At 67.8% G+C, this 25,014-nt stretch carries 12 protein-coding genes and 1 pseudogene; 9 read left to right on the top strand and 4 right to left on the bottom strand.

Annotation, left to right across the window (positions count from 1 at the left end; all coding sequences use genetic code 11):
* The 3 genes from ABZ464_RS40640 to istA form a co-directional block, all read right to left on the bottom strand.
* The coding region (locus ABZ464_RS40640) for an ATP-binding protein (RefSeq protein ID WP_359286641.1) at positions 1-623 on the bottom strand (623 nt) is incomplete at its 3' end.
* Complete coding sequence (locus tag ABZ464_RS40635; RefSeq protein WP_359286638.1) at positions 620-868, bottom strand: hypothetical protein; 249 nt, start codon at positions 866-868, stop codon at positions 620-622. The genes ABZ464_RS40635 and ABZ464_RS40640, both read right to left, overlap by 4 nt.
* A gap of 41 nt (positions 869-909) precedes the next feature.
* The gene (gene istA, locus ABZ464_RS40630; RefSeq protein WP_359286635.1) at positions 910-1,956 is read right to left on the bottom strand and encodes an IS21 family transposase; all 1,047 of its coding nucleotides are present in this window, start codon (positions 1,954-1,956) and stop codon (positions 910-912) included.
* Between the two features lie 238 nt (positions 1,957-2,194).
* Here istA and ABZ464_RS40625 point away from each other — a divergent pair, with 238 nt between their 5' ends.
* The 6 genes from ABZ464_RS40625 to ABZ464_RS40600 all read left to right on the top strand — a co-directional run bounded on the left by ABZ464_RS40625 (position 2,195) and on the right by ABZ464_RS40600 (position 13,044).
* Positions 2,195-2,710 (top strand): hypothetical protein, encoded by a 516-nt coding sequence (locus ABZ464_RS40625; protein WP_359286633.1) that lies wholly within the window; start codon positions 2,195-2,197, stop codon positions 2,708-2,710.
* A gap of 84 nt (positions 2,711-2,794) precedes the next feature.
* Positions 2,795-3,340, top strand: coding sequence for an NUDIX hydrolase (locus ABZ464_RS40620; protein ID WP_359286631.1), 546 nt, complete (start codon positions 2,795-2,797; stop codon positions 3,338-3,340).
* Positions 3,341-4,520: 1,180 nt separating this feature from the next.
* Entirely contained in the window at positions 4,521-10,739 is a 6,219-nt protein-coding gene (locus tag ABZ464_RS40615; protein WP_359286628.1) for a DNRLRE domain-containing protein, read from the top strand.
* Positions 10,740-10,778: 39 nt separating this feature from the next.
* On the top strand, positions 10,779-11,000 hold the full coding sequence (locus ABZ464_RS40610; protein ID WP_359286626.1) for a hypothetical protein: 222 nt from the start codon (positions 10,779-10,781) through the stop codon (positions 10,998-11,000).
* Positions 11,001-11,788: 788 nt separating this feature from the next.
* Complete coding sequence (locus ABZ464_RS40605) at positions 11,789-12,625, top strand: IS5 family transposase (protein ID WP_359286623.1); 837 nt, start codon at positions 11,789-11,791, stop codon at positions 12,623-12,625.
* Positions 12,622-13,044, top strand: a complete 423-nt coding sequence (locus ABZ464_RS40600; RefSeq protein WP_359286621.1) for a hypothetical protein — start codon at positions 12,622-12,624, stop codon at positions 13,042-13,044. Before ABZ464_RS40605 ends, ABZ464_RS40600 begins: the two co-directional genes overlap by 4 nt.
* Before the next feature lie 225 nt (positions 13,045-13,269).
* Here ABZ464_RS40600 and ABZ464_RS40595 read toward each other — a convergent pair whose 3' ends face one another.
* Complete coding sequence (locus tag ABZ464_RS40595; RefSeq protein WP_359286620.1) at positions 13,270-16,101, bottom strand: BTAD domain-containing putative transcriptional regulator; 2,832 nt, start codon at positions 16,099-16,101, stop codon at positions 13,270-13,272.
* 476 nt (positions 16,102-16,577) lie between these two features.
* On the opposite strand from ABZ464_RS40595, the pseudogene ABZ464_RS40590 reads away from it, so the two are divergent.
* The 3 genes and pseudogenes from ABZ464_RS40590 to ABZ464_RS40580 form a co-directional block, all read left to right on the top strand.
* A pseudogene (locus ABZ464_RS40590) lies at positions 16,578-17,110 on the top strand (transposase family protein); the annotation flags it as partial.
* A 662-nt stretch (positions 17,111-17,772) separates the two neighbouring features.
* Positions 17,773-18,786 carry a helix-turn-helix domain-containing protein gene (locus ABZ464_RS40585; protein WP_359286618.1) on the top strand — a complete coding sequence of 338 codons (1,014 nt, stop codon included), beginning with the start codon at positions 17,773-17,775 and terminating at the stop codon, positions 18,784-18,786.
* 426 nt (positions 18,787-19,212) lie between these two features.
* Entirely contained in the window at positions 19,213-24,984 is a 5,772-nt protein-coding gene (locus ABZ464_RS40580) for an RHS repeat-associated core domain-containing protein (RefSeq protein ID WP_359286617.1), read from the top strand.
* Positions 24,985-25,014 lie beyond the last annotated feature (30 nt).

The following is a 25,014-nucleotide window of genomic DNA, read 5'->3' as shown; positions in this document are numbered from 1 at the left end:
CCGCAACTATGCCGAGACTCGGGGCTCACCAGGCCCTGGCGTCCAGGCCCACGAATCCGTGCCTCGGCATAGTCGCGGTCTCGGCATAGGTCGATGATCAAAAGCTTCGGTCCTGCGAAGAATCGCATGCAGGTCTTCCAGCGACCTTCGAGGGCGGCCTTGTGGCACTTGGCGGCGAGTTCCGCGGCGGTGGTGAAGTAGACACGGTGCCCGGCGTCGACCGCGGCCCGGCCGAGCGCGACGGACAGCATGGTCTTGCCGACGCCGGGCGGCCCGACGAACAGCACATTGGAGGCGTCGTCGAGGAAGCGCAGGGTGGCCAGGTCGCGGATGAGTTTCTCGTCGACGCCGGGCTGGGCGGCGAAGTCGAAATCGTTCAGGGTCCAGGGTTCGGGCAGGCAGGCGAACCGCAGGCGGGCGGCGAGCCGGCGGGCCTCGGTGGCCTCGACTTCGATCTCCAGCAGCCTCTCCAGGGCTGCGGTCAGCGACATCCGTTCGGTGCGGGCCTGGTCCAGCACCCGGTTGAGTGCCTCGGCGGCGTCGTTGAGTTTGAGGTAGGACAGGTGACCTCGCAGCTGCTGGAAGCGGCGTGCTTCGCTCATCTGCATCGGCGACGTACTCACTCCGTGTTCTCCTCCTTCGGTGAGGGAACGGACCGCAGCCGGTCGGCCACGGCGGCATAGTGGGACAGGTCGATCACGACCCGTTCGGCCGGATTACCGGCTGCTTGCTGTCCGCGCAGCCGCTCGGCCTCGGCGAGCGCGGCGTCGGACGGCGGCCTGCGGACCTTGTTCTTGCAGGGCGCCCGGTCCGAGAAGGCCGCCAGTACTTCTCGTTCCAGCGCGATGACATGTCCGGCGTCCCGCACTGTCTGACCGGCGCCGCGAGGCGCCCGGTGGTGGCGGGCGATCACAGCCCGTCCGGCGGTGGCGATGTCGAGGTGGTCTTCACCGAGCCGGTGACGGACCCTGACCTGGGCCCCGGCCAGTCCCGGCGGACGGAGTACAGATTCCCGTCGAAGGACACCAGGCACTGCGGGCTGACTGTCCGCTCGACCTCCAGCTCGGCGGGGAACGGGCGAACCGGAACGTTCAACAGGCGTTCGGCTGCGGCGAGTTCACTGACGGTGACCTTGATGCCGTCCAGGGTCCGGCGGCGCTCGTCCATCCGGACGGCGAGTTTGTCGATGCCGGACTGGGCCTGGCCGACGCTCAGCGCATCGGGAACCGTGCGCCACCAGCGTTGGGCGGCCGAGTGGTTGGCCTTCTCGACGACACCCTTGCGGTTGCCGCGACGCGGCGGGCAGATGTCCACCCCGACGCCGTAGTACTTCGCGACCGCGGCGAACGAGGCGGTGACCTGACCGCTGGAGGGGTAGCAGACTGTCGCCATCCGGTCGAAGCGCCACCGTCTCGCCGTCCCGCCCAGCTTGCGGACCACCTGGTCGAGAGCCTGGACCAGATGCGGGAAGTCCTCGGACTCCGCCAGCACCGCCCGCCACCTGCCCGAATGCGCGAGCGCCCCGACCAGCAGGTGAGCATGCTCGCCCACTCCCCACCCCTGCGGCGGGTCCGGCAGCTCCAGCCAGTCGAACTGGATCTCCTCGCCCGGAGGATGCGCGATCACCGCCACGTTCCGGCCGGTCGCGGCATGACACGGCTCGCAGTGCGGACGCACCTGATAGCGGCGAAGCGCGCGGGTGAACGTCGAGTACCCGCCCTCATAGCCCAGGCCCTTGACCTCGTCGAACAGGGTCGAGGCCCACAGATGAGGGTCGTCCGCCAGCCGCTGCCGGCAGTACTCCAGGAACGGCACGAAGGCATCCGGGCTCTGACGGCGTTGCCCCGGGACCTGCTCACCGTTCAGATAGGAGCGAATGGTCTTGCGATCACGGCCCAGATGCCGCGCGATCGCCGAGATCGTCCACCCCTGACGACGCAGTGCATGAGCGTCCACGTCTTCCTCCAGCGTGAGCATCCAGGCCCCCGACCAGGCCGAACTCGTAGCTCACGCAGGCTCTCCACGACACACCCATGCCAGTGCGACACGCCGATCAACATCACGCGAAGAGACCCGACAAGGTCACACGAAGGGTGGGGAGATCAAAAGAGCAGGTTTGGCCCACCTCAGAGCACCAGGTGGCCGCTTTCAACGAGCGTCATCACTCGCCGCGAGCGCGCGGGAGCTGGAGCCGGTGGACGCCGCGGCCGCCGCCCATCTGCGCGAGCAGATCCACCCCCAGGCCACCTTTTACGCGGACGCCCTGCGGCAGGCCGGATACCCGCCCAGCCTGTTCTTCTCCCGCGCCTTCACCATCGACACCGGCCAGATCGTCAACCAGGGCCGCGCCCAGCACCTCTTCCGGGGGCTGACCGCCACCAACGGCGAGCCGATGACCCCGCGCGAGGAACGCGGCTTCGGCCAGGCCAGCCTGTCCACCGTCCGCGGCCCGATCTGGCGGATCACCCCCCTGCCCCTCACCCCCGCCGGCCGCCTGCCGATCGCCATCGCCGGGAAGAAGAACCCGACCACCGCCGCGCCGAGTCTGCTGGTCGAGGAGATGGACCCCTGCCACCTCTCACCCGTCATGCGGGCCACCGGCTGCCGCCTGCGCCGCCACACCCTCACCCTGCCGGACTGCTGGATCGAGCACACCACCATGACGGACGGCCAGGCGTCGCACGCCCTGCCCGGCCTGCCCGCCGCCTGACCCCCTACAACACCCGGGGCACGGGCGGGGGAACTACCGGTGAACCCCGCCCGGGCCCCGGACACGGCCGTGATACTGGCCGCCATGACGAGCACTCCCGAGCAGCCGACGGCCGCCCCGTTCTCCCGCATCAAGATCCGCACCGGGGCCCTCGTCTTCTGCGGCGACGAGGTCGCCCTCATCCGACGCGACCGAGCCGACTCCACCCACTACACCCCGCCAGGCGGCAACGTCGAACACGGCGAAGACCTCGACGACGCCCTCGCCCGCGAACTGCAGGAAGAACTCGGCCTCGACGTCGGCCAGGCCGAAGACGGCGGCCTGCTGTGGGTCATCGACCAGCGCGTCACCCGCCCCGGCCCCACCCCGCCGCCCCGCAAGCTCCACCTGATCTACCGCCTGCACATCACCGAGGACGTCCGCGCCACACTCGCCGAGCAGGAGCTGGACGAACTCCCCGACGGCAGCCACGAAGTCGGCGTGATCGAGTGGGTCGACCATCGCAAGGCCGCCGACCTGCCGATCTTCCCGCCCATCGGCCCTGCGCTCGCGGCCCTGGCCGATCCCCGGGCCCCCATCGCCGACGCCGCCCTGGCCGCGGTCACCGACGAGAACTACACCTGGGTGTGAGTGCGTAGCGACGGAGGCCCGAACCGGCATCCGGGCCTGTGAGGCAGGCGCCCGGCCAGGGGGTGTGATAGCAGTCTGGAACTGCGCGACGAACCCTTCGGCTGGGAATCCGTCTACGCCCAGTGGCCCGCACGTACAGACGACCCGCTCGCCCACTGCTGGCAGCGCCACACCCGCGTGGACGTCGTCCCCTACGACCCCCGCTTCGACCGCTGGCGCGAACAGACCGTACTCACCGCAGGCGAGCACCGTGGCCCCAGGGCCGCCGCGCTCTGGAGATCACCGCCGCCTACGGCGCCCCGTCGGCCGCGACCCGCGGCCGCTACCCTCCTTCGCGCATTGGCTGCGCCGCGCAACACGTAGCCCCTGCAACCTCGTTGGATACCGCCAGATCACGGGAGATCACCGGTGTACTTGCCCCCTGCTGACCTCGATGTCGAGCGGCGCATGCGCGACCGTCACGCACGCGCAGCGAAGGCCCTGGCCGTACGTGTGGAGCCGGGCGGGGAGTTCTGGGGGTGGGCCGGGGCGCACCCGGGGCGCCCCGGCCCGCACCGCCGACAGCCGACCGGCGTGGCTGCGGCTGGTGTCCGCCCCACAGGACAGGCGTCGGGGAAGTTGTGGGACGGCGCCCTCGCCGCCCAGCGTGCCTTCGGCGACCTCGACGGGCACCGGTCCGTGCTCTTGGGCGTGCAGGACATGTTCGACGACAGGGGGGAGGGATGCTCAACTGGCTGTCTTCGAGATCGAGTTCGCTGGTTCCTCGGCCGCAACTCTTTCTGGAGGTTGTCGCAGCGGAAGGTCGTTTTCTCGCCAACCGCTTGATATTTTCTTATGACTTGGGGGGATTTTCTATAAAGCATTGGCCAAAACGAATCCTTGCGTGGGGTCAGATGGAGCCCCGTTGATCAGTGTGGAATGGCGCTATTTGCGATGATTGCTGCAAGCGCCCACTGAGGCCTCGGGGGAGATCTTCTTTGGGAGATCATGGTCCGCGCTTGACGGTGCATACAGGTGCCACCCGAGCCCGATGTGAGGGCGATGTAAAGATCTGCTGCTCGTAGCTTCACCAGCAGAAAGATCACGGGGGTTGTCCGTGCGCAGCAGATCACGGTCCGGTAGAGCCAGCCGGTCGAGCAGCTTCTTCCGGCCCCATTCCCGCATACGTGCGATCGGCTTGATGGCTGCCGCGGTCTTGTTGGCCGACTCGGCGCTCACCCTCGCTGACACGGGCGCGGCCGTGGCCCTCCAGGACGGCACCCCCACGGCGGTCACCGCGTCGGCTCAGCAGCAGTACGGTGCCGCCGAGGCCAAGGACGCCACCTCCGCCCTACTGATGGCCCGGTTGCAGAACCGGAGGATTGAGATCCTGTCCGAGCGCACGACGGATTCCACGACCTACGCGCTGCCTGACGGCAGCTTCCAGACCGAGGACTACGCCGGCCCCGTCCGGGTGAAGGAGGACGGTGACTGGCATGACATCGACACCGATCTGTCCGATGCCGGCCCCGCCCTGGAGCCCCAGGTAGCCGCTGCAGAGATCACGGTCTCGGACGGTGGTGACACCGACCTCGCCTCCGTCGCCAAGGGCGGCGAGTCCTTCGGCCTCGGCTGGGAGGACAAGCTCCCCACCCCGACTGTGAAGGACGCGACCGCCTCCTACGACCTGGGCGACGGCCAGACCCTGTCGGCAACCGCGCTCGCGCAGGGCTTCTCCGAGAACATCACCCTGGACAGCCGGCCGGCGGACAAGACGGTCAGCTACCGCATTCCCCTGCATCTCAAGGGCCTCATCCTGTCGCAGGCCGACTCCGGGCACCTGCTGCTGAAGGACGCCGACGGGAAGCTGGCCGCCGAGGCGCCGGCCCCGATGATGTGGGACGCGAGCAAGGACCCGGCCTCCGGCGAATCCGCGCACGAGCAGCAGGTCACGACCAAGATCGAGACGGCGGACGACGGCTCCCAGACCCTGGTCCTGACCCCGGACTCCGACTTCCTCGACGCAGCCACCTACCCGGTCACCGTCGACCCCACCTCCACCCTCGCCGTCACCACCGACACCTGGGTGCAGACCCCGGACTATCCGGACTCCCAGGTCTCTTCCCAGGAGCTGAAGTCGGGCACATACGACAGTGGCAGTGACGTAGCCCGCGCGTACCTGAAGTTCGACGTGTCGAAGTTCGCGGGCACGGACGTCACCTCGGCGACGATGAAGCTCTACAACTACTACTCCTCCACGTGCTCGACGTCCGGGGCCGCGACGCAGGCCCGCCGCATCACGTCCACGTGGTCCTCGACCTCGGTCACCTGGTCCAGCCAGCCGTCGACGACCACGACGGGCATGGCGACCAACACCGGCCACTGGGGTTACTCCTCCTCCTGCCCGGCCGCCTGGTCGAACTGGAACATGCAGAGCATCGTGCAGGCATGGGCCGACGGCTCCACCAACTACGGCATCCAGCTACGCAGCGCCGACGAGTCCGACCCGACGACCTGGCGCCGCTTCCGGTCCGCGAACTACACCACCTCCGGGTATGCGCCGCAGCTGGTCGTCACCTACAACTCCTACCCGGCGAAGCCGACGTCCGTCGCCGTGTCGCCCTCCGCCGTCAACGCCTACAGCGGCAAGCGGTATGTGACGACGTACACCCCGACTCTGTCTGCGAAGGTCTCCGACCCGGACGGCTCCACGGTCAAGGCTCAGTTCGAGATCACCAACGACCCCGCCTACAGCGGTGAGACGTCGTACTCCTACACCGCGACATCGTCTTCCGTCTCCTCGGGCGGTACGGCGACTCTGGCCATCCCGACCGCGAGCCAGCTGGCCGCCTCACATCTGCGGCTGCGGGTGCGCGGCTACGACGGCACCGACTACGGCTCCTGGTCGTCGTACCTCTACTTCGTGCCGAACGTGGCCAAACCGAACCCGCCCACGATCTCCTGCTCGCCATACTCCTCCAGCAACTGGACGGACAAGTCGAGCAGCGGCGCGACCTGCACCCTGAGCACCACCTCCACCGACGGCGCGGGCTACCAGTGGGGCCTGGACGACAAGACGGTTCCGGCCCGCGCGCTGGACACCACCGACGGCAACGGCGGTGATTCGCAGATCATCACCGTCACCCCGGACAACGGCTGGCACACCCTGTACGCCCGCACGATCGACTCGGGCGGCAACGTCTCCACCTCCACCACCTCCTATGCATTCGGTGTAGGCAAGGCGGGTCTCGCATCACCCGTCACGGGTGACACCACGGACGACGACGTGACCCTGTCGGCCACGCAGTCCGGCGCGTTCACCGGCGTCACGTACCAGTACCGGATCGGCGACAGCGTCGCCTGGCAGCCGATACCGGTGACATACGTGACCAAGGACGGGTCGGCCATCTCCTCCTGGCCGGTCTCCTTCTCCTCCTCCGCGAACCCCGCCGACCTCACCTGGGAGGCGACCAGCCAGCTCACCGACGACGGTCCCGTGCAGGTGCGGGCACTGTTCACGGACGGCACCAACACCTACGGCACCGACGCAGCCACAGCCACCATCGACCGAAAGGCCGACAACGCGCCCATCAGCGGCGTCGGCCCGGGCTCCGTCAACCTGCTCACCGGTGACTTCGGTCTGGCCGCCACGGACGCAGGCGCGTTCGGCGCGGCGGTGACCCGTACGTTCTCCTCCCGCGACCCCCTCGCCGGGGCGGGTCAGCCCGGCCAGGTCGCCATCTTCGGCCCCAACTGGACCTCCGGCATCACCGCGTCCACCTCCGACTGGACGTACGTGAAGCAGACATCGACCACCTCGGTCGCCGTCATGGACGCCACCGGCGGCCAGACCGGCTTCACCCTCAACTCCTCCGGCGGCTGGACCCCCGAGCCGGGCGCCGAGGACCTCACCCTGACCCTCGCCGGCGACACGTACACGCTGAAAGACTCCGGCGGCAGCGTCACCACCTTCACCAAGGTGTCGAGCACGGCACCGACCTGGCAGGTACACACCTCGTACACCGTGAGCAACTCCTCCGCGAACACCACCACCGTGGTCTCCCGCGCGGTCAACCTCTACGACGGCACAGTGCTCGCCGAGCCGCAATACGTCATCGCACCCACCAGCGCCGTGAGCGCCACCACCTGCGCCTCCGACCCCTCAACGGCCGACTGCCGGGTCCTGGAGTTCGTCTACGCCTCCGACACCACGGCAACCTCCTCGACGCTCGGTGACTACGCCGGCCAGGTCAAGCAGATCAAGCTGTGGGCCACGGATGCCGACGGCACGACCGCGACACCCGTCGCCCAGTACGCCTACGACACCTCGGGCCGTCTGCGTGAGGCATGGGACCCGCGCCTGAGCACACCGCTGAAGACGGCCTACACCTACGACAGCTACGGCCGGGTCGCCACCGAGACCGACCCCGGCCAGCTTCCCTGGACCTTCACCTACGACAAGGTTGGCACCAACGGAGACGCCGGCGACGGCATGCTGCTGACCGCCTCACGCCCAACTCTGACAGCGGGCACCGCGTCCACAACCAACGGCACCGCCACCACCAGCATCGTCTACGGCGTCCCGGTCTCCGGCACCTCCGCCCCCAACCAACTCGACCCAGCCACCACCGCGACCTGGAACCAGCACGACAACCCGGTGTACGGCGCGGCCGTCTTCCCAGCCGGCTCCGTCCCGTCCTCGCACGACGGCACCACACTCAGCTCCGGCGACTACACCACGGCGACACTCAGCTACCTCGACGCCAATGGCCGCGAGGTCAACACAGCCGTACCCGGCAGGCACCTCGCGACCACCGAGTACGACGCCGACGGCAACGTCACCCACGAGCTGACCGCAGGAAACCGCGAGTTGGCCCTCGGAACCACCACCAGTCCCGACCCACGGCTGGCCGGGGCGATCGCGAGCACGAGCAGCACCGCGCAAGCGGCCGACCTGCTGTCCACCGTCTTCGACTACACCACCGGCACGGACGGCTCAACTCTGGTATCCGACACCCACGAGCCGCTGCACACGGTCACACTCCAGCATGCTCTCTCGGGCGGCACGAGCGGCGCTGACCTGGCCGCCGGCACCGAGGTCCTGGCCCGCGCGCACACCGCATACACCTACGACGAGGGCCGCCCGAGCGACGCCGCAGTATCAAACCTGCTCACCTCGACCACCACGGGCGCCGCCATCACCGGCTACCCCTCCGACGGCGATCCCGCCAAGGACACCAGCACCTACGACTGGTCCACGGGACTGCAGCTGACCAGCGTCACGGACCCGTCGGGCCTCACACTCACCACCACTTACACCTATGACAGCGACGGCAACCTCCTGTCCACCACCGGACCGAACAAGAACTCCACCACCGAATCCGTAACCACCTACTGGTCCGCGACCGGCTCCGGCACCTGCCAGGGACACCCCGAGTGGGCTGGCCTCACCTGCCGCGTCGCGCCGGGCGCCACCATCACCGGAGGCGGTTCGAACCCGTCGGAACTGCTCACCAAGTCCTACACCTACGACCGCTACGGCCTGCCGCACACCCTTACGGAGACCGCCAACGGTTCCACCCGCACGACCACCTACACCCGCGACGAGGCCGGCCGCATCAAACAAAAAGCGATCAGCGGCGGCCAGGGCACGGACACCCCGGACGCCACGTACACCTACGACTCGTCCACCGGCCTGCTCGCCACCGAAACGAGCAACTCCCAGACCATCAACCACACCTACGACGTCCTCGGCCGCCAGATTTCCTACGCCGACGGCTCCGGCAACACCACAACCACGGCCTACGACAGCCAGAACCGCCCGGTGACGGTCTCTGACTCGGCGCCCTCAACCACGACATACACCTACGACAGCACCACCGGATACCCGGCCAAGGTCACCGACTCGGTGGCAGGTACGTTCACCGCCACCGCCTACGATGCCGACGGCGACCTCACCGCCGAGACTCTTCCCAGCGGCTACACCCTGACCCAGACCTACAACACCATCGGAGCCCCCACCCGCCGCACCTACAAAGACTCCTCCAACACCACCGTCCTCGACGACCAGGCCGACTACACCATTCTGGGCACCGAGGCGGATCACACGGAGAACAACGGCGCGGCCACCAGCACCGACTACACCTACGACGCCGCAGGCCGCCTGACCCAGGCCCAGGACGACACCGGCGCAACATGCACGACCCGCGCATACACCTTCGCATCCTCGACGAGCTGGGACCGCACCAAGCTCACGACGGACACCAGCACGGCCGACTGCGCTGACACGACAACCACGACAACCACGACCGCAACCCATACCTACGACAGCGCGGACCGCATCACCGACAGCGGCTACACATACGACGCCTTCGGCCGAACCCTGACAACTCCTGACGCCACGCTCACCTACTACACCGACGACCTCGCTCGCAGCGAGGCCAGCAGCACCACCAAGCAGACCTGGACCCTCGACGCGGCCCACCGCCAAGCGGTCACCACCAACGCCACCAGCACCAACGGTGGCACTACCTGGACTAACGGCACGACAGCGACCAACCACTACGGCGACGACAGCGACAGCCCGACCTGGACCGCCGACTCCTCGGGCACGATCACCCGCTCGGTGCCGGACGTCATGGGCGCACTGGGGGCGACGACTTCCGCAACAGCGTCCGTCACTCTGCAAATGGCCGACCTGCACGGCGACATAGCCGTGACCCTGGCCACCGCGACCACGACAGCGACCGCCTACTCCTACGACGAGTACGGCAACACGGCAAGCACGTCACGCTACGGCTGGCAGGGCGAGTCCCAGCGAACCAGTGACACACCCACCGGCATCACCCTCATGGGCCTGCGCCTCTACAGCCCCACCACCGGCCGCTTCCTCCAGACCGACCCCGTCCCGGGCGGCAGCGCCACCGCATACGACTACTGCAACGGCGACCCGGTCAACTGCCAGGACCTCAACGGCCAATGCCCGAACTGGAAACACCCGATCAGCAAGGCCGCATGTAAGACGGCCGTCTGGCTCACCGAGTACGGTATCGAGGCGGCTGGCGAAATCTTCTGCGGCTACGTGGCCACGGTGGTCTTCGCCCTGTGCAGCGCCATAGTCACCGGGCTCTCTTCCGCAGTGTCGTACTACGTCGAAACGCGCTGGGACGGAGGCTTCTCCTTGGGCGAGGCGATCAGCAACTTCACGATCGCCGCCTTCGCCGGCGGAGTCCTCGGCGGGGCAACGATGAAGTTCCTGAAGACCACGGCCGGAAAAACCTTCCTGCGCAAGGCCAGGTCGTGGCTGGCCAGTGCGGCGGAGAAGGTGGAAACGAAGCTCGCCAGCAAAGTCGGCCTGCACCTCAACCTCTCCGGGCTGGTGACCAGGATCGCTGAGGCAATCAAGTCGAGGCTGGGCTAGAACACCATGGAAAAGACAGAGAAGACAGGTAAACCCGAAATGACGGCTGAGCCAGACAAGAAGAAGCGCGGGTTCTCGCTGCTGAGATTCACCCTCATGCTCTGCGCCATCGCAATCGCTCACTTCGTGACCGCCGTCACCTTCGGCCACTCCATCTCGAACGCGCTGGGAGCCCTGGCCGAAGACACGGTCATGCTCATCGCCGTGATCTCGGTGATCGCCTACATCAGGTCCAAGATACGGCGGAGGACACAGAGCTGAGCGACTCAGGCCAGCGAAACGTCGGGGCGACCGTCCGTCGTCCGGCAAGCTCGCCCCGACGTACGTGTCCTCGATGCGGTGACCACAATGGACTAGGAAGCCTGGGGTCGATCTCCTGACCTGCTGAACAGCGCCCGGCCGGACGGGCTTGCTCCACAGGGCGCCGTACAAGGCGCCCTCCAAGGGGCGCCTTAAGCACTTCGCCATGTGCCGTCTCACTGCGCGCTGACTTGCACGTATACGGCCGAACTCGAAGGCCGTGGCTGCCGACTACTTCTCTGTGCCCCGGGGGGAGTGATGGCGGCTGCCGGTGGCGGAGGCTGGGCAGACGCTGGCGGTCACATCTCGTGGGAGAGCGTCAGGGTCAGCACGAGCGCGCCCGTATCGCCGGGCTCGGTGATGGCGAATTGCTTGGGGAGTCGTACGAACTCAGTGCACGAGACTCCTCACTCACCGGTCTCCCTCCGCCCCGGCAGGCGCTGGCCCCACAGCAATCCGCTGCACCAGTTCGTCAACCTGACCTGCGATGATCATCCTTCGGCGTTCCAGCAGGTTCCTGTAGACAGTCAGAGGTACGGGTTCGCCACTGGATGCCGCCTGTGTCAGCGCGAAGCGGGCCTCGACCTCCAATGCCAGGTATGCCCTGCGGCGTGCGTGAGCCGCTCGCTGGTGCACCTCTGGCTTCAGAGGGCGGGATGTGAAGCGATGTCGCATTTGGTGTCGCTGAAAGGTGTGGGATTGCGGCATCCGGGCTGATCGGAGCGTCCGGCCGTGGTGGGGTCTGTCCCGTGAGTGACCGCCAGTCCTACAAGAGTGACTTATCCGATGAACGCTGGGCCCTGATCGAGCCCGTGATCACCGCGTGGAAGGCCCGTCACCGCTCCGTCAGCGATCACCAGGGCAACTATGACATGAGGGAGATCGTCAACGCCCTGCTGTACCAGTCCCGCACTGGCTGCCAGTGGGCTTACCTCCCTCACGACCTGCCACCCGCCGGCGCGGTGAAGTACTACTTCTACAAATGGCGGGACGACGGCACCGACCAGACCATCCACGACCTGATGCGATGGCAGGTGCGGGAAAAACGGGGCCGATTGGCCGACCCGAGCCTGGTCGTGCTCGACACCCAGAGCTTGCACGCCGCCGCGGGAGTGCCGGCCGATACGACCGGTCGGGATGCTAGTAAAAAGGTGCCGGGGCGTAAGCGGGGACTGGCCGTTGACGTGTTGGGCCTGGTGATCGCGGTGGTCGTGCTGGCGGCCTCCGCCCACGACAACGCCGCCGGCACCGCGCTGCTGGACCGGGTGGTGGCTGGCACCGCGCCGGGCACCGTGAAGAAAGCCCTGGTGGACCAGGGATTCAAGACCGTCGTCGCCGCCCACGGGCAGAAGGTGGGCATCGAGGTCGAAGTAGTGAAACGCAACCCTGGTGATTCCGGATTCGTCCCACAGCCCAAGAGATGGGTGGTGGAGCAGACGAACGGGATCCTGATGCTGCACCACAGACTGGTGCGCGACTACGAGCACCGACCCACCTCGGCCGAGTCCAGGGTGTACTGGGCCATAAGCGACCGGATGTCGAGAATGCTGACCGGGACCTCCACCCCCGCCTGGCGCGGCGTATGACTGGCGGGGAGCTGACCTTGGGGGCGGTGCTGGTCCGGCTGGAGGAACGGGAACGGGAGATTGCCACGCAGACCGAGGCAACCCAGGAGCGCATCACGGAGCTGACCGCGCAGTTGGACGGACTCGGCAAAGCCGCCGAGGAGATCCGGATCACCCGCAAGACACTGCTGGAGCTGCCCGAACCTCAGCCACCCACACCACCGCCCGTGGAACTGCCCGATCACCCGGCCTACCAGCAGATCATGGCGGTCTTCGCCCAGGCCGACACCCCGCTGCGGGCACGAGCCGTATGCGAGGCGATGGACCTGGAGGTCGCACCCAACAACATCAACAACGTCCGTCTGAAACTCAAACGGCTGGCCGAGCGCGGCATCCTGAGCGAGACCGAGCAGGGGTTGTTCACCCAGCCGCAGCTATAACCTCCTGGCGGACCCGCTGCCGGTTTGCCGCCCTCAAGCCAAAGGAAGAATGGGCATCAGCTCACGGTCCACCCTCTCAGGCTCCGCACGGTGATCAGCAACGGCGACTTCGAGGAGTACTGGAAGTATCACGCGCAGCGCGAGCACCTGTGGGTTGACGCCATCCGCTACCGCGACAGCCTCGCACTCGCGGCGTGATCACCGTCCCTCAAACAGAGCCGCACCCTACTCGGTTCGTCGCTTCAGGGCATTCATCCTGTCCCGGATCTGCTCAGCATCCTGCTCGCGGTGCTGGTCGTGGTAGAGATCAACCGCCTGCTGCCAGCTCTGGTGGGCTTGCTCGTGCCGACCGAGGGTGCGGTGGGCATCGCCGATGCGGGCCAGGGTGTTGGCTTCTTCGTAGGCATTGCCGAGTCGCTGGAACAGCGTATGGGCCTGGCGGTAGTAGGCGAGTGCCTGGGTGTACCGACGGGCGGAGTGGGCGATGTAGCCGAGGCTGTCCAGGGTGCATGCCTCGCCATCGGGAAAGCCGTGCTGGCGGTGGAGGGCGAGGGCCTGTTCGCAGTGAGTGAGCGCCTGCTCGTGTTCGTCGAGGCGCGCCTCGTACCATCCCACGGCGTTGACGGCGTTGGCCTCCGCCAGGGGGTCATCCGCCATGCGGTGCAGCCGCAAGGTATGACGTACGTGGGTCAGGGCTTGCCGGTCGTCGCCCTGGTTGGCCCACGTCCAGGCGATGACGTCGTGGACCCGCGCCTGCTCGGCCAGGTCGTCGGCCTCTTCGGCGGAGGCGAGGGCCAATCGTGTGTGTTTCAAGGCGTCGTCGTGGTTTCCGGCTCTGGCGCACGCGTGGCCCAGGCGGCGGTGGGCCCGTGCCCGGACAGTCGCCTCGCCAAGCCGTTCGGCTGCGGCGAGCCCATTCCGCCACAGTGCTACGTGGTCGTGCAAGCGACCCTGCCGCCATAGGAAGCCGTCCAGGACCCACGCCAGCTGCCACACCGTGGCGTCCCACCCTTGCTCGGCGGCACGGCGCTGAGCGGCAAGCAGGCTGGCGTGCTCGGTGTGGAACCAGGTCAAAACCGCCTCCTTGCCGGACAGCGGCTGGACTGTTGCGCCGTCGGAGGGCAGCCCGAGTTGTAGGGCCTGGTGGTGCAGCGGGCTCAGGGCCCGGTCGCCGGCGTAGGCGGTGTGCAGGTAGAAGTCCATCAACCGCCGCAGGGCCTGCTGACCGGACGCCTCCGGCTGATCGTGACCGACGCGTTCGGCGGCATACAGGCGGAGCAGATCGTGCAGACGGTAACGGCCGGGTACGGATTGCCGGATGAGGTGGGCGTTCTCCAGTTCCCGCAAAGCCGCGCGCACCGCAGTGACGGGCCGGGCGACGAGGCTGCCGACGGCGGCCGTCCCGATCTCCGGCCCCGGGGCCAGCCCCACGAGCCGAAACACCTCCGCAGCCCCAACGGTCAGGGCGCGGTAGGACACGGTGAAGGCCGCGCGTACGTTGGCGGTCAGATCACCCGCGTCCAGCGCGTCCAGCCGCGCCGACTCGTCCCGGAGTTCCTCAGCCAGCACGGCGAGGGGGAAGTCGGGGTGGGCCGCCGCGCGGGCTGCCACCACGCTGATCGCCAGTGGCAGCCCTGCGCAGTGCTCCAGCAGGGCGGCGACGGCTTCCGGCTCGGCCGCCGCGCGGCCTTCCCCCAGGTGGCGGCCCATCAGCTCCCGTGCTTCGGCGCCGGTCAGTACATCGAGCGTCAGCATCCGCGCCCCGTGGGCGCTCGCCAGCCCGGCCAGCCGTCTGCGGCTGGTGACGAGCACCGTGCAGGTGGCGCTGCCCGGCAGCAGTGCGGCCGCCTGCTCGGCATCGGCGGCGTTGTCCAGCACGATCAGCATCCGCTTGCCCTCGACCAGGCTCCGGTACAGCCCGATCTGAGCCTGCACGTCCACCGGCACGGCACCCGGATCCACTCCCAGGGCGTCCAGGAACCCGCGTACCGCCACGGCAGGCGCGACCGGCTCACCCGAAGGATCGAAGCCGCCCAGGTCGACGTAGAGCTGCCCGTCCGGGAACCAGTCGAAGTTCTGATACGCCCAGTGCAAGGCCAGCCAGGTCTTGCCGATCCCACCGCTGCCACCGATCGCGGAGATCACCACCGTCCCGCCCGGTTCACCCGCCGCGTCCAACGCCTTGGTGAGTTCCGCGAGCTGGCGGTCCCTGCCGATGAACCGATGCGGGCGGGCGGGAAGCTGACGGGGCACCGGGGCAGGCACCCCGGTGCCCCGGGCGAACTCCGGGGCTGGGAGGACCAGGGCCGGGTCGGCGGTGAGAATCTGCTGATGGAGCTGGTGCAGGGGCGGACCGGGGTCGGTGCCGAGCTCTTCCGCCAACCGCCGCCGTATCTCCTGGTAATGCGTCAAGGCGTCTGCAGATCTGCCGCCGCGGTAGAGCGCCAGCATGAGCTGACCAGCCACCCGTTCGTCCATCGGATGGGCCTCAGCCCGAGCGAACAGTTCAGCCAGTATCCGATCATGCTGTCCCAGGCGCAGCCGCATGTCGGCCAGGTCCAGCTGAGCGGCCAGCCGCTCCCGATCGAGGAAGTCGCGCTGGGCGTTGAACCAGGAGGTGTCCACACCGGCGTACGCCTGCCCGCGCCACAGCCTTAGCGCCTCTTCCCATAACGAGGCCGCCTGCTTCCCGTCGCGCATCGCGCGGGCCTGGCCAGCCAGGTCACGGAACCGGTGCACATCCACCGACCCGGCCGGCACCTCCAGCCGATAGCCGCCCTGGTCCCGCACGATGTCAACCCCGACCCCGGACAACACCTGCCGCAGCCGGGACACGTACCCGTACAGCGCTTGCCGACCACGATCCGGTGCATACGCACCCCACACCCGATCCACCAGGACATCCGCCGACACCGCACTGTCGGCATCGGCGAGCAAAGCCGCCAGCACCCACCGCTGCCGTGCATGGCCCACATCCACCGGCACCCCATCCCGCCACACCGCGATGGCACCCAGGATCCCGAACCGCACCGTCACACCGCATCCCACCATGGTCATGCCACCCTGCTTACCCGCCGCCGAGCTACCAGGTAAGCCCCGATTCCAGACTTCCCGAAGGTTTCCCGAAGACCGCCCCGGCATGGTGAGAACACAACACCCGCACGAATCCCAACAGCTCTGCAACGGCCCGAGCCCGGTCAGCCGTTGGGTGAACGCCGGGAGCTGCGTGCGGGGCGGCGATGCGCTCGCCGACGACGAACCCACGCTCCAAGCGAGGGCGTCCCTCCAGAGGCTTCGCAGGAGACGAAGCAGCAGGCAAGGGCCGGTGACCAGAGGGCCTCCGGTCAATATAGCTCGGACCGCTTCCAGGCGGTCATCCGCACCAAACCGGTGGGAAGAAGGAGTCGAACATGTCGATTCGTAGGGCACTCGTGGGTTCCGCCATGACCGTGACGGCCGTGCTCGGCAGCATCGCCGTGCCAGCCCAGCGCCACGTCCGCCGAAGCGGCGTCGGTGTTGGCCTCGTGTCCGTCCGTCTCGGGAAGCAGGGGTGACGTTGTCTTCACGTCGTCCGTCAAGGACCGGGCCGGGGTACACAGCGGCCCGGCGGGAGCCTGCCCGGTCGCGACCTGCCGCACGCGGTGCTGGGACTGCTGTTCGACGTCGACCGCTCCACCATCACCCGCGCGATCGCAGAAGTACGCACGCTCCTTGCGGAGCGAGGATGCGCGGTCCCCAACCATCCAGGCCTGCGTCTTCGGACGCTGCCGGATGTGTTTACCTACGCCCAGGCCGGGGGCGTCGAGCTGCGCCTGGACGCCACGGAGATCCAGTCCGCCGACCACCGGCCGGCCGCGGCGGATGACGCGCGTTCGTCTCCGGCAAGAAGAAACAGAACACCATGAAGGCCACCGTCATCGCCGACGATCAAGGCCGCACCTTATGGACTGACGCCCTGCGACCTGGGCGTATGCACGACGCCACGGCCGCCCGCAACGAAGGCATCGCCATCTGCTTCCAGCGCTTCCCCGACGTCGAGGTCCTCCTGGACGACGGCTACCTCGGCCAGGATGCCGGCGCCCTGGCCATTCGCCCAGACGGATCACATCGCGCACCGAGCGCACCCCGCACAGCAGGGCGCAGGCCACCAGGCCGAGCAGCATCGGGAGGGGGTGAGTGACCAGGTGCGCAGAACGCGGGTCGGGCACGGCCCCGACCGCCTCCAGGAGCGAGGGGAGTCTCGCGGGGTGCACAACTCCTCAACCTCGACGCCGAGTTCATCGGCGAGCTGACGAGAGGTGGGCTGGGTCGGGCAGTGCGGCATACGGGCGCGGCCTTCACGATCTTGCGAGTGGAATCACATGATCATGACGGGCCGCGCCCTTCGACGTTCCCCCGCCCCCGTCCAGGATCCGAGCACGCATCACGCCTGCCCCCACCCTGACCTGGACGGACGCCTCAACGATCAAGACTTACAGCTGCCGTGACAGAGGGTCAGGATGCACCAGTCGCCGACAAGGGGCTCCTGGTCGGTGATTCGGGTGACGCCGACCATTCTGCTGTACCCGGCGATCGACCGGTAGCGGGTGGTGCTGCGGCTCCGGCAATGGATGTGACCAGGTGATTCAAGACTGCCACAAGGTTCGCCGAAGGCGGTGTGAACACACTGCTTTTCGCGGTGCCCACCGATCAGGGCGCACCAGGGCTGAGAGGGAGGAGAAGTCCCGGGTGATCGAGACCGAGTTCCGCAGCGATGTCCTGCCTACGGCGGAACGGTTTGCCTGCTGGTACGAGATGGCGAGCAGCGCGCATGTGCCCACGGTGATCCGCAGTGACCACGAGGCCGACTTCAGAGCCACCGTACGGGTGCTGGACCTCGGCGCGGTGCAGGTGTCCACGCTGACCTACCCGTCCCTGCACAGCCACCGGACCCCCAAACTGATCCGGCAGTCCGATCCCGGGGTCTACCAGCTGTGGCTCACCCTGCGGGGGAGCATTGGTATCACCCAGAGCGGTAGGGAGGCCGAGCCTGGTGTGCAGGACCTGGTGCTGTACGACACCTCGCGGCCCTTCGACGGCCGGACCGCAGCCGACCAGGGCACCATCGCGGGCATAGTGGTGCAGTTTCCCCGGGCTCTGCTGCCCATCCGCGAGGACATGCTCGCCGGGCTGACCGCGGTGCGCCTGCCCGGACGCGAGGGGATCGGTGCCCTGCTCTCCTCCCATCTCATCCAGCTGACCAGGCATGCGGGGCAGATGCGGACCGCAGACGCTGCCCGGCTGGCGACTGTCACCATGGATCTGATCGCTGCTCTGTGCACCCATCATCTTGAAGCCGGTGCCGTCCTCCCGCCTGAGGCGCACCAGCAGGCCCTGCAGATGCGGATCCACGACTTCATCCAACAGCGGCTGGGCGAGCCCGGACTCTCGCCCGAGACCGTAGCCGCCGCCCATCAGATCTCCATCCGCTATCTGTACAAGCTCTTCGAGGACCAGGGCCTCGCAGTCGCCGCCTGGATCCGCAGCCGCCGCCTTGAACGCTGCCGTCGTGATCTGGGCGACGCCCGACTGAACTCCCATCCCATCCATGCCATCGCCGCCCGCTGGGGTTTCACCAGCAGCGCGCACTTCAGCCGGGCATTCCGTGCGGCGTACGGCACATCACCCAAGGACTACCGACACCTCGTCCTGTACGGCGAAAACTGCGAGGACGGTCAAGAACAGTGCAAGAGCGGTCAATGACTTTCGGAGTGGTGCACGCCATTTTGTTACGCGGCGCGGCGGCTCGCGGCGCACGGTGAACCAATCCTGGGGGGGAAACCGATGTCCACGTCCGTCCCTGTCCGGAACTTACTCTTGCGCGGTATCGCGATCGTCACCGGTGTGGCGCTCATCGTGACCCTGGGCCCTGCCGTACAGGCGCAGGCGGCAACACCGGACAAACCGGTCACAGCCAGGGCGGAACGGCACTCGATGCCGTCTGTGCCGGGCAAATCGGTCTCGGCACGGGCACGGGGAGCGGACAAGGAAGCTTCGGTCGCCCTACGGGCCTCGCCCCGGACGGCATGGCCGGCACCAGGTGCGGTCATCGTCTCCCCAGCGGGGCCTGATCGCGCCCGGGCGGCATCCGGGCCGCTGCTGAAGCAGGCCGGCACCCTGCCGGTTCGGGTGGGCTCGTCGGCCGCCGCGGGAAAGGTCCGGGTGGAGGTGCTGGACCGGGCAGCGACGCAGCGCGCAAAGGTGCCCGGGGTCCTGTTGCGGCTCCAACACCCCGACGGGGGCATCGCTCGAACAGCGGTGGAGGTCGACTACTCGGGCTTCCGCAACGCCTATGGTGGCGACTACGGCTCCCGGCTGACGCTGGCGCGGGTACCCGACTGTGCGTTGACCACACCGGACCGGGCCGGGTGCACCATGACCACCCCGGTCGCCTCGCACAACGACGCCGGTACGGCAAAGGTGAGCGCCGAGGTCACCGACGGGCTGTTCGCGGTGACGGCGGCGGCGTCCGGCAACGCGGGCAGCTTCAAGCCGACCTCGCTGTCCCCGTCGGCGATCTGGCAGGTCGGGCTGCAGTCGGGGGACTTCGAGTGGTCCTATCCGTTCGACGTACCCGAGGTCCCCGGCCTGGAGCCGACCATCGGGCTGTCGTACTCCTCCGGTGGCGTGGACGGCAGGGTCGCGTCGACCAACAACCAGACGTCCTGGGTCGGTGAGGGATTCGGCTTCCAACCCGGCTTCATCGAGCGGTCGTACAAGCCGTGCAGCGAGGACGGCGAGGCGACCACCGTCGGGGACCTCTGCTGGAGCGGCAGCAATGCGGTCGTGTCGCTCCCCGGGGCCACCGGTGAACTGGTGCAGGACTCGACCGACCCGACCAAGTGGCGGGTGGCCGAGGACGAGGGCTGGCGGGTGGAGCCGCTGACCGAAGCAGTCAACGGAGACACGGGCGACGCGGGCAAGGACAACGGGGAGCACTGGCGGCTGACCTCGCCGGACGGTACGCAGTACTACTTCGGCCTCGGCAGATTGCCGGGCTGGACCGCCGGCAAGCCGGAGACCAACTCGACCTGGACCGCGCCGGTCTTCGGCAACGGCGCCAATGAGCCCTGCCACCAGGCCACCTTCGCCGCATCGTGGTGCCAGCAGGCGTACCGGTGGAACCTGGACTACGTCGTCGACCCGCGTGGTGACGCGATGTCGTACTGGTACGAGCGGGAGACCAACTACTACGGCCGCACCGCCACCGCCACCGCCACCGCCCCGACGCCGTACACCCGGGGCGGCTACCTGTCCCGGATCGACTACGGGCAGCGGGCGGACACGCTGTACTCCGTACCGGCGTCGGCCAGTGTGGCGTTCAGCGTGGCCGACCGGTGCGTTCCCGGTACCAGCTGTGTGCAGTCGCAGCCGCAGAACTGGCCCGACACACCCTGGGACCAGTCGTGCGGCGCCACCTCGTGCAGCGTCTTCTCGCCCACCTTCTGGAGCACGAAGCGACTGGCCAAGGTCACCACCCAGGTGCTCAGCGGCGGCGGGCTCAAACCCGTGACGTCCTGGACCCTCACCCAGTCGTATCCCAAGCCCAGCGACCCGACCAGCCCGGCGCTGTGGCTCGACTCGATCACCCAGACCGGATACGCCGAGGGCGCGGCGGTGAGCCTGCCGCCGGTCACCTTCGACGGTGAGGAGTTCCCCAACCGGGTGGACGCACCCGATGCGTACTACCCGATGTACAAGCGGCGGATCTCGAACATCTCCACCGAATCCGGCGGAAAGATCAGCGTCGAGTACAAGCTCCCGCAGTGCGAGCGGGTGGCGGTGCCGGCCGAGGACAACAACAGCAAGCGCTGCTTCCCCGTGCTCTGGGACCCGTCCTCCCCGGGGCCGGACTGGTTCCACAAGCGGGTGGTCGGCGCGGTGACCGAGGAGGACCTGGTCGGGGGCAACCCCACGGAGGTCACCACCTACGACTACGACATCGGCGGTCACGCCTGGCACCACGACGACGCCGAACTCGTGCCGGACAAGCGGAAGACCTGGAGCCAGTGGAGCGGCTTTACCGGGGTGAAGGTACGGTCCGGCGCGGTCGGGGCGAACCAGACGCTGACCGAGTACACCTTCCTGCGCGGCATGGACGGTGACATCAACAAGGCCGGAGAAGCCGACAAGGACGTCATGGTTGACGGCGTCCCTGACAAGCCCATGTGGCGGGGCTTCGCACGGAAGACGACGGTCTACAACGGTGACGGTGGACCGTGGACCGAGCAGACGGTCTCCGAGCCGGACGAGGTCGTCGCCACAGCGGTCCGCCACCGCACCGGGCTGCCGGACCTGGTGGCGTACCGGACGCAGGAGAAGTCGGAGCGGACCCTGACCGCACTCTCCGACGGCACCGTGCGGACCACGGAGACGAGCTACCACTACGGTGACGACGGCTTCGGCATGGTCGACCGGATCGAGGATCGCGGCGATCTGTCCGTGCCGGACGACGACCGATGCACCAGGCTGTCGTACACCCGCAACACCGAGAAGTGGATCACGGACACCGTCTCCCGCGAGGAGACGGTGGGGGTCAACTGCGACACCACCCAGAGCTATCCGGCGGACCTCATCTCCGACGAGCGCCACTACTACGACGGGCAGGACACCTGGGGCGCCGCCCCGAAGATGGGCGCGGTGACCAGGAGCGAAGAGGCGGCGTCCTGGTCGAACGGGCCGGTGTACAGGTCCACCGGCGCGGTGGAACTCGACAGCCACGGCCGGGCGACCAAGCAGTGGGACGCCCTGGGCAACCTGACCAAGGTGTCGTACACCCCGGCGCTCGGCGGTCCGGTGACCAAGGTGACGACCACCAACCCCCTGGGCCACACCAGCTCCACGGTCCTTCATCCGCTGCTGGGCAGCCCGGTGACCACGGTGGACGCCAACGGTCGGCAGACCGACCTGACGTACGACGCGCTGGGGCGGTTGAACCAGGTGTGGCTGCCGGGTCGGTCCAAGGCGACGCAGACGCCGAGCAGTGTCTTCGAGTACACCGTACGGACCGACCGGCCCAGCACGGTCACCACCAACACCCTGCTGGGCAACGAGAGTTACCGGACCGGCTACACCCTCTACGACGGCTTCCTGCGCCTGCGGCAGACCCAGCAACCCTCGCCGCAGGGCGGGCGGGTCATCACCGACACCTTCTATGACTCGCACGGGCGGACGGACAAGGCGTACGCCGGGTACTGGAATGCGGACAGCGCTCCGACCGATGAGCTCTTCGGGTTGCCGCAGGATGCCAGGGTTCCGGCCGAGACGCAGTACGAGTACGACGGCGCCGGGCGGGAGACGGCGGAGATCTTCGTTGCCGACGGTCAGGAGAAGTGGCGTACGACGACCGCGTACGGCGGCAACCGGACGTCGGAGGACCCGCCCGACGGCGGTACGGCGACCATGGAGATCACCGACGCCGACGACCGGGTGGTGGCACTGCGTCAGTACACCGGCGGCTCGCCGACCGGGTCGTACGACGAGACCCGCTACACCTACACCAAGTCCGGTGACCTGGCCACGGTGACCGATCCGGCCGGCAACGTCTGGCGGTACCAGTACGACCTGCGGGGCCGGAAGGTCCGCGCCGAGGACCCCGACGCGGGCACCACGGCGTTCACCTACGACGACGAGGACCAACTGCTGTCCACGACGGACGCACGTGGGCGTACGCTCGCCTATTCCTACGACGCCCTGGGCCGTAAGACCGGGCTGTACGAGGGTTCCCCGTCGGGCGCCAGGCTCGCCGAGTGGACCTATGACACGGTTGCCGGTGGACTCGGCCTTCCGGCGGCGGCGACCCGCTTCTCGAACGGGCGCAAGTACAGCACCGAGACGCTCGGCTACGACTCGGCGGGGCGCCCGACCGGCTCGGCGGTCGTCATCCCGGGGGCAGAGACGGGGTCCTCTTCGGAGTATGTCCGGTTCGAGTCGAAGCTCGGCTACAACGCTGCCGGTCAGGTCGTCTCTGCGGAACTGCCGGCCGCGGGGGGTCTGTCGGCGGAGAAGCTGGAGTACACCTACGACGGTCTCGGGTTGCCCGACACGATGACGTCGGGCCTCGGGACGTATGTGAACAGCACGTCGTACACACAGCTGGGTGAGGTCGACAGCTATGAGCTGGGGGCCGGCGGGGCGGCACAGGTGATCCGCAGCTTCGGCTACGAGGACGGGACCCGGCGGCTGAGTGCTGCCGCAGCGAAGACGGTCGACGCGAGTGCGGAGACGACTGTCGCGGATGTTCGGTATGGGTATGACGCGGCGGGGAATGTGCTGCGGGTTGCGGATGGGGCGGTGGGGGATACCCAGTGCTTCCGGTACGACTATCTGCGGCGGTTGACGGAGGCGTGGGCGGTTGCGGCGGAGGAATGCGGGGATGCGCCGGGGTTGTCGGTGCTGGGTGGTCCGGCGCCGTACTGGCAGTCGTTGCGGTACGACAAGGTGGGCAACCGGACCGGTGAGGTGCGGCATGCGGCGGGTGGGGACACGACGCGGAGTTATGTCTATCCGGCGGCGGGTGGGGTGCAGCCGCATACGGTGCGGTCGGTGGTCACGAGTGGGCCGGGTGGCTCGCGGACGGACACCTTCGGCTATGACGCTTCGGGTAACACCACGCAGCGGCCGGGGCAGGTGCTGGACTGGGATGCCGAGGGGCATCTGACCTCGGTGACGGAGGGGGCCAAGTCGACCTCGTACCTGTACGACGCGGACGGCAACCGACTCATCCGCCGCGACCCGGACGGTACGACGGTGTACCTGGGCGACACCGAGCTACGGCGGTCCAACAGCGGCAGCGTGGTCGGTACGCGGTACTACAGCCACAACGCCTCGACGGTGGCCGTACGGACGGCGGGCGGGCTCACCTGGCTTGTCACGGACACCCAGGGTACGGCGGGGATCGCCATCAACGCCGTGACGCTTGCGGTGACGCGTCGCTACCAGTTGCCCTTCGGCGGATCACGTGGCTCGACGGTTGCCTGGCCGGGGGAGAAGGGGTTCGTCGGCGGTACGACGGATGGCTCGACGGGGCTGGTTCACCTCGGTGCTCGTGAGTACGACGCGGACACGGGTCGGTTCACCTCGGTGGACCCGATCATCGATGTCTTCGATCCGCAGCAGATGCACGGGTACGCGTACGCGAACAACAGCCCGGTCACCTTCAGCGACCCCGACGGGCTCAAGCCGGACTGCGGTACGGGGAAGGGCTGCACTGCCTTCAACAACACGCATCGTTGGACTGGCAAGAATTTCGTCAAGAGCCCCAAGCCCAAGAAGGCTGCGCCCAAGGTCACGAAGCCGACCGCGAAGCCCGCGAAGGCAAAGTCGACTCCTTCGGGCTGTGGTGCGAAGTGCCGCAAGGAGAGCGGCTGCACCGGTCACAACGGGTGTGGTGCCGCTGGTAATCCAGTCAAGAAAGTATCTTCGTCCTGCAATGCGAAATGCAAGAAGGATGGTGGATTCAGCGCTGGCTCCCACGGTGCGAATGTGGGGGGAGCCGGGATGGCTGGCCTTGATTCCTATACCAAGACGCAGAAGAAGATGCGTAAAGAGTGGGAGTTCTCAAAAGAGGCCGCGCGTGAAAAGTATCATCCACGTCTGGACACTCCTGGGATAAAGAGTGCGGTGCGCAGGATAGCTATTGTGGGATCCGCGCTCACCTTTGCCGATAGCCTGGCCTCGGGAGACAGTGCGGAAAAGGCTGTTACTAAAACAGCTGCCGACTTTGCAATCGGTTGGGCTGGCGCAAAAGCTGGCGCGATAATCGGCGCTGAGGCGGGGATCTGGTTTGGGCCTGTCGGGGCGGCGGGAGGTGCCCTAATCGGTGCGACGATTGGAGGCGTCTTGGCCATCGGAGTGAGTGATTGGGTTAGCGGAAAAATAGACGAGTACTGGAAGGAATAGGTATGGCGCTTGCGCCTGCACATTCCGATG

This window comes from Streptomyces sp. NPDC005820, from assembly GCF_040630255.1.
In the GTDB taxonomy this organism is placed as follows: domain Bacteria; phylum Actinomycetota; class Actinomycetes; order Streptomycetales; family Streptomycetaceae; genus Streptomyces.
Note: the sequence above shows the minus strand (reverse complement) of the source record. Positions and strands in the feature narration are given on the sequence as shown.

Bases quoted from the DNA above. Each gene is read 5' to 3' on its own strand.
- ABZ464_RS40620 (WP_359286631.1), top strand. From the start codon at position 2,795: ATGACGAGCACTCCCGAGCAGCCGACGGCCGCCCCGTTCTCCCGCATC.
- ABZ464_RS40615 (WP_359286628.1), top strand. From the start codon at position 4,521: ATGGCTGCCGCGGTCTTGTTGGCCGACTCGGCGCTCACCCTCGCTGAC.
- ABZ464_RS40610 (WP_359286626.1), top strand. From the start codon at position 10,779: ATGACGGCTGAGCCAGACAAGAAGAAGCGCGGGTTCTCGCTGCTGAGA.
- ABZ464_RS40600 (WP_359286621.1), top strand. From the start codon at position 12,622: ATGACTGGCGGGGAGCTGACCTTGGGGGCGGTGCTGGTCCGGCTGGAG.
- ABZ464_RS40595 (WP_359286620.1), bottom strand. From the start codon at position 16,101: ATGACCATGGTGGGATGCGGTGTGACGGTGCGGTTCGGGATCCTGGGT.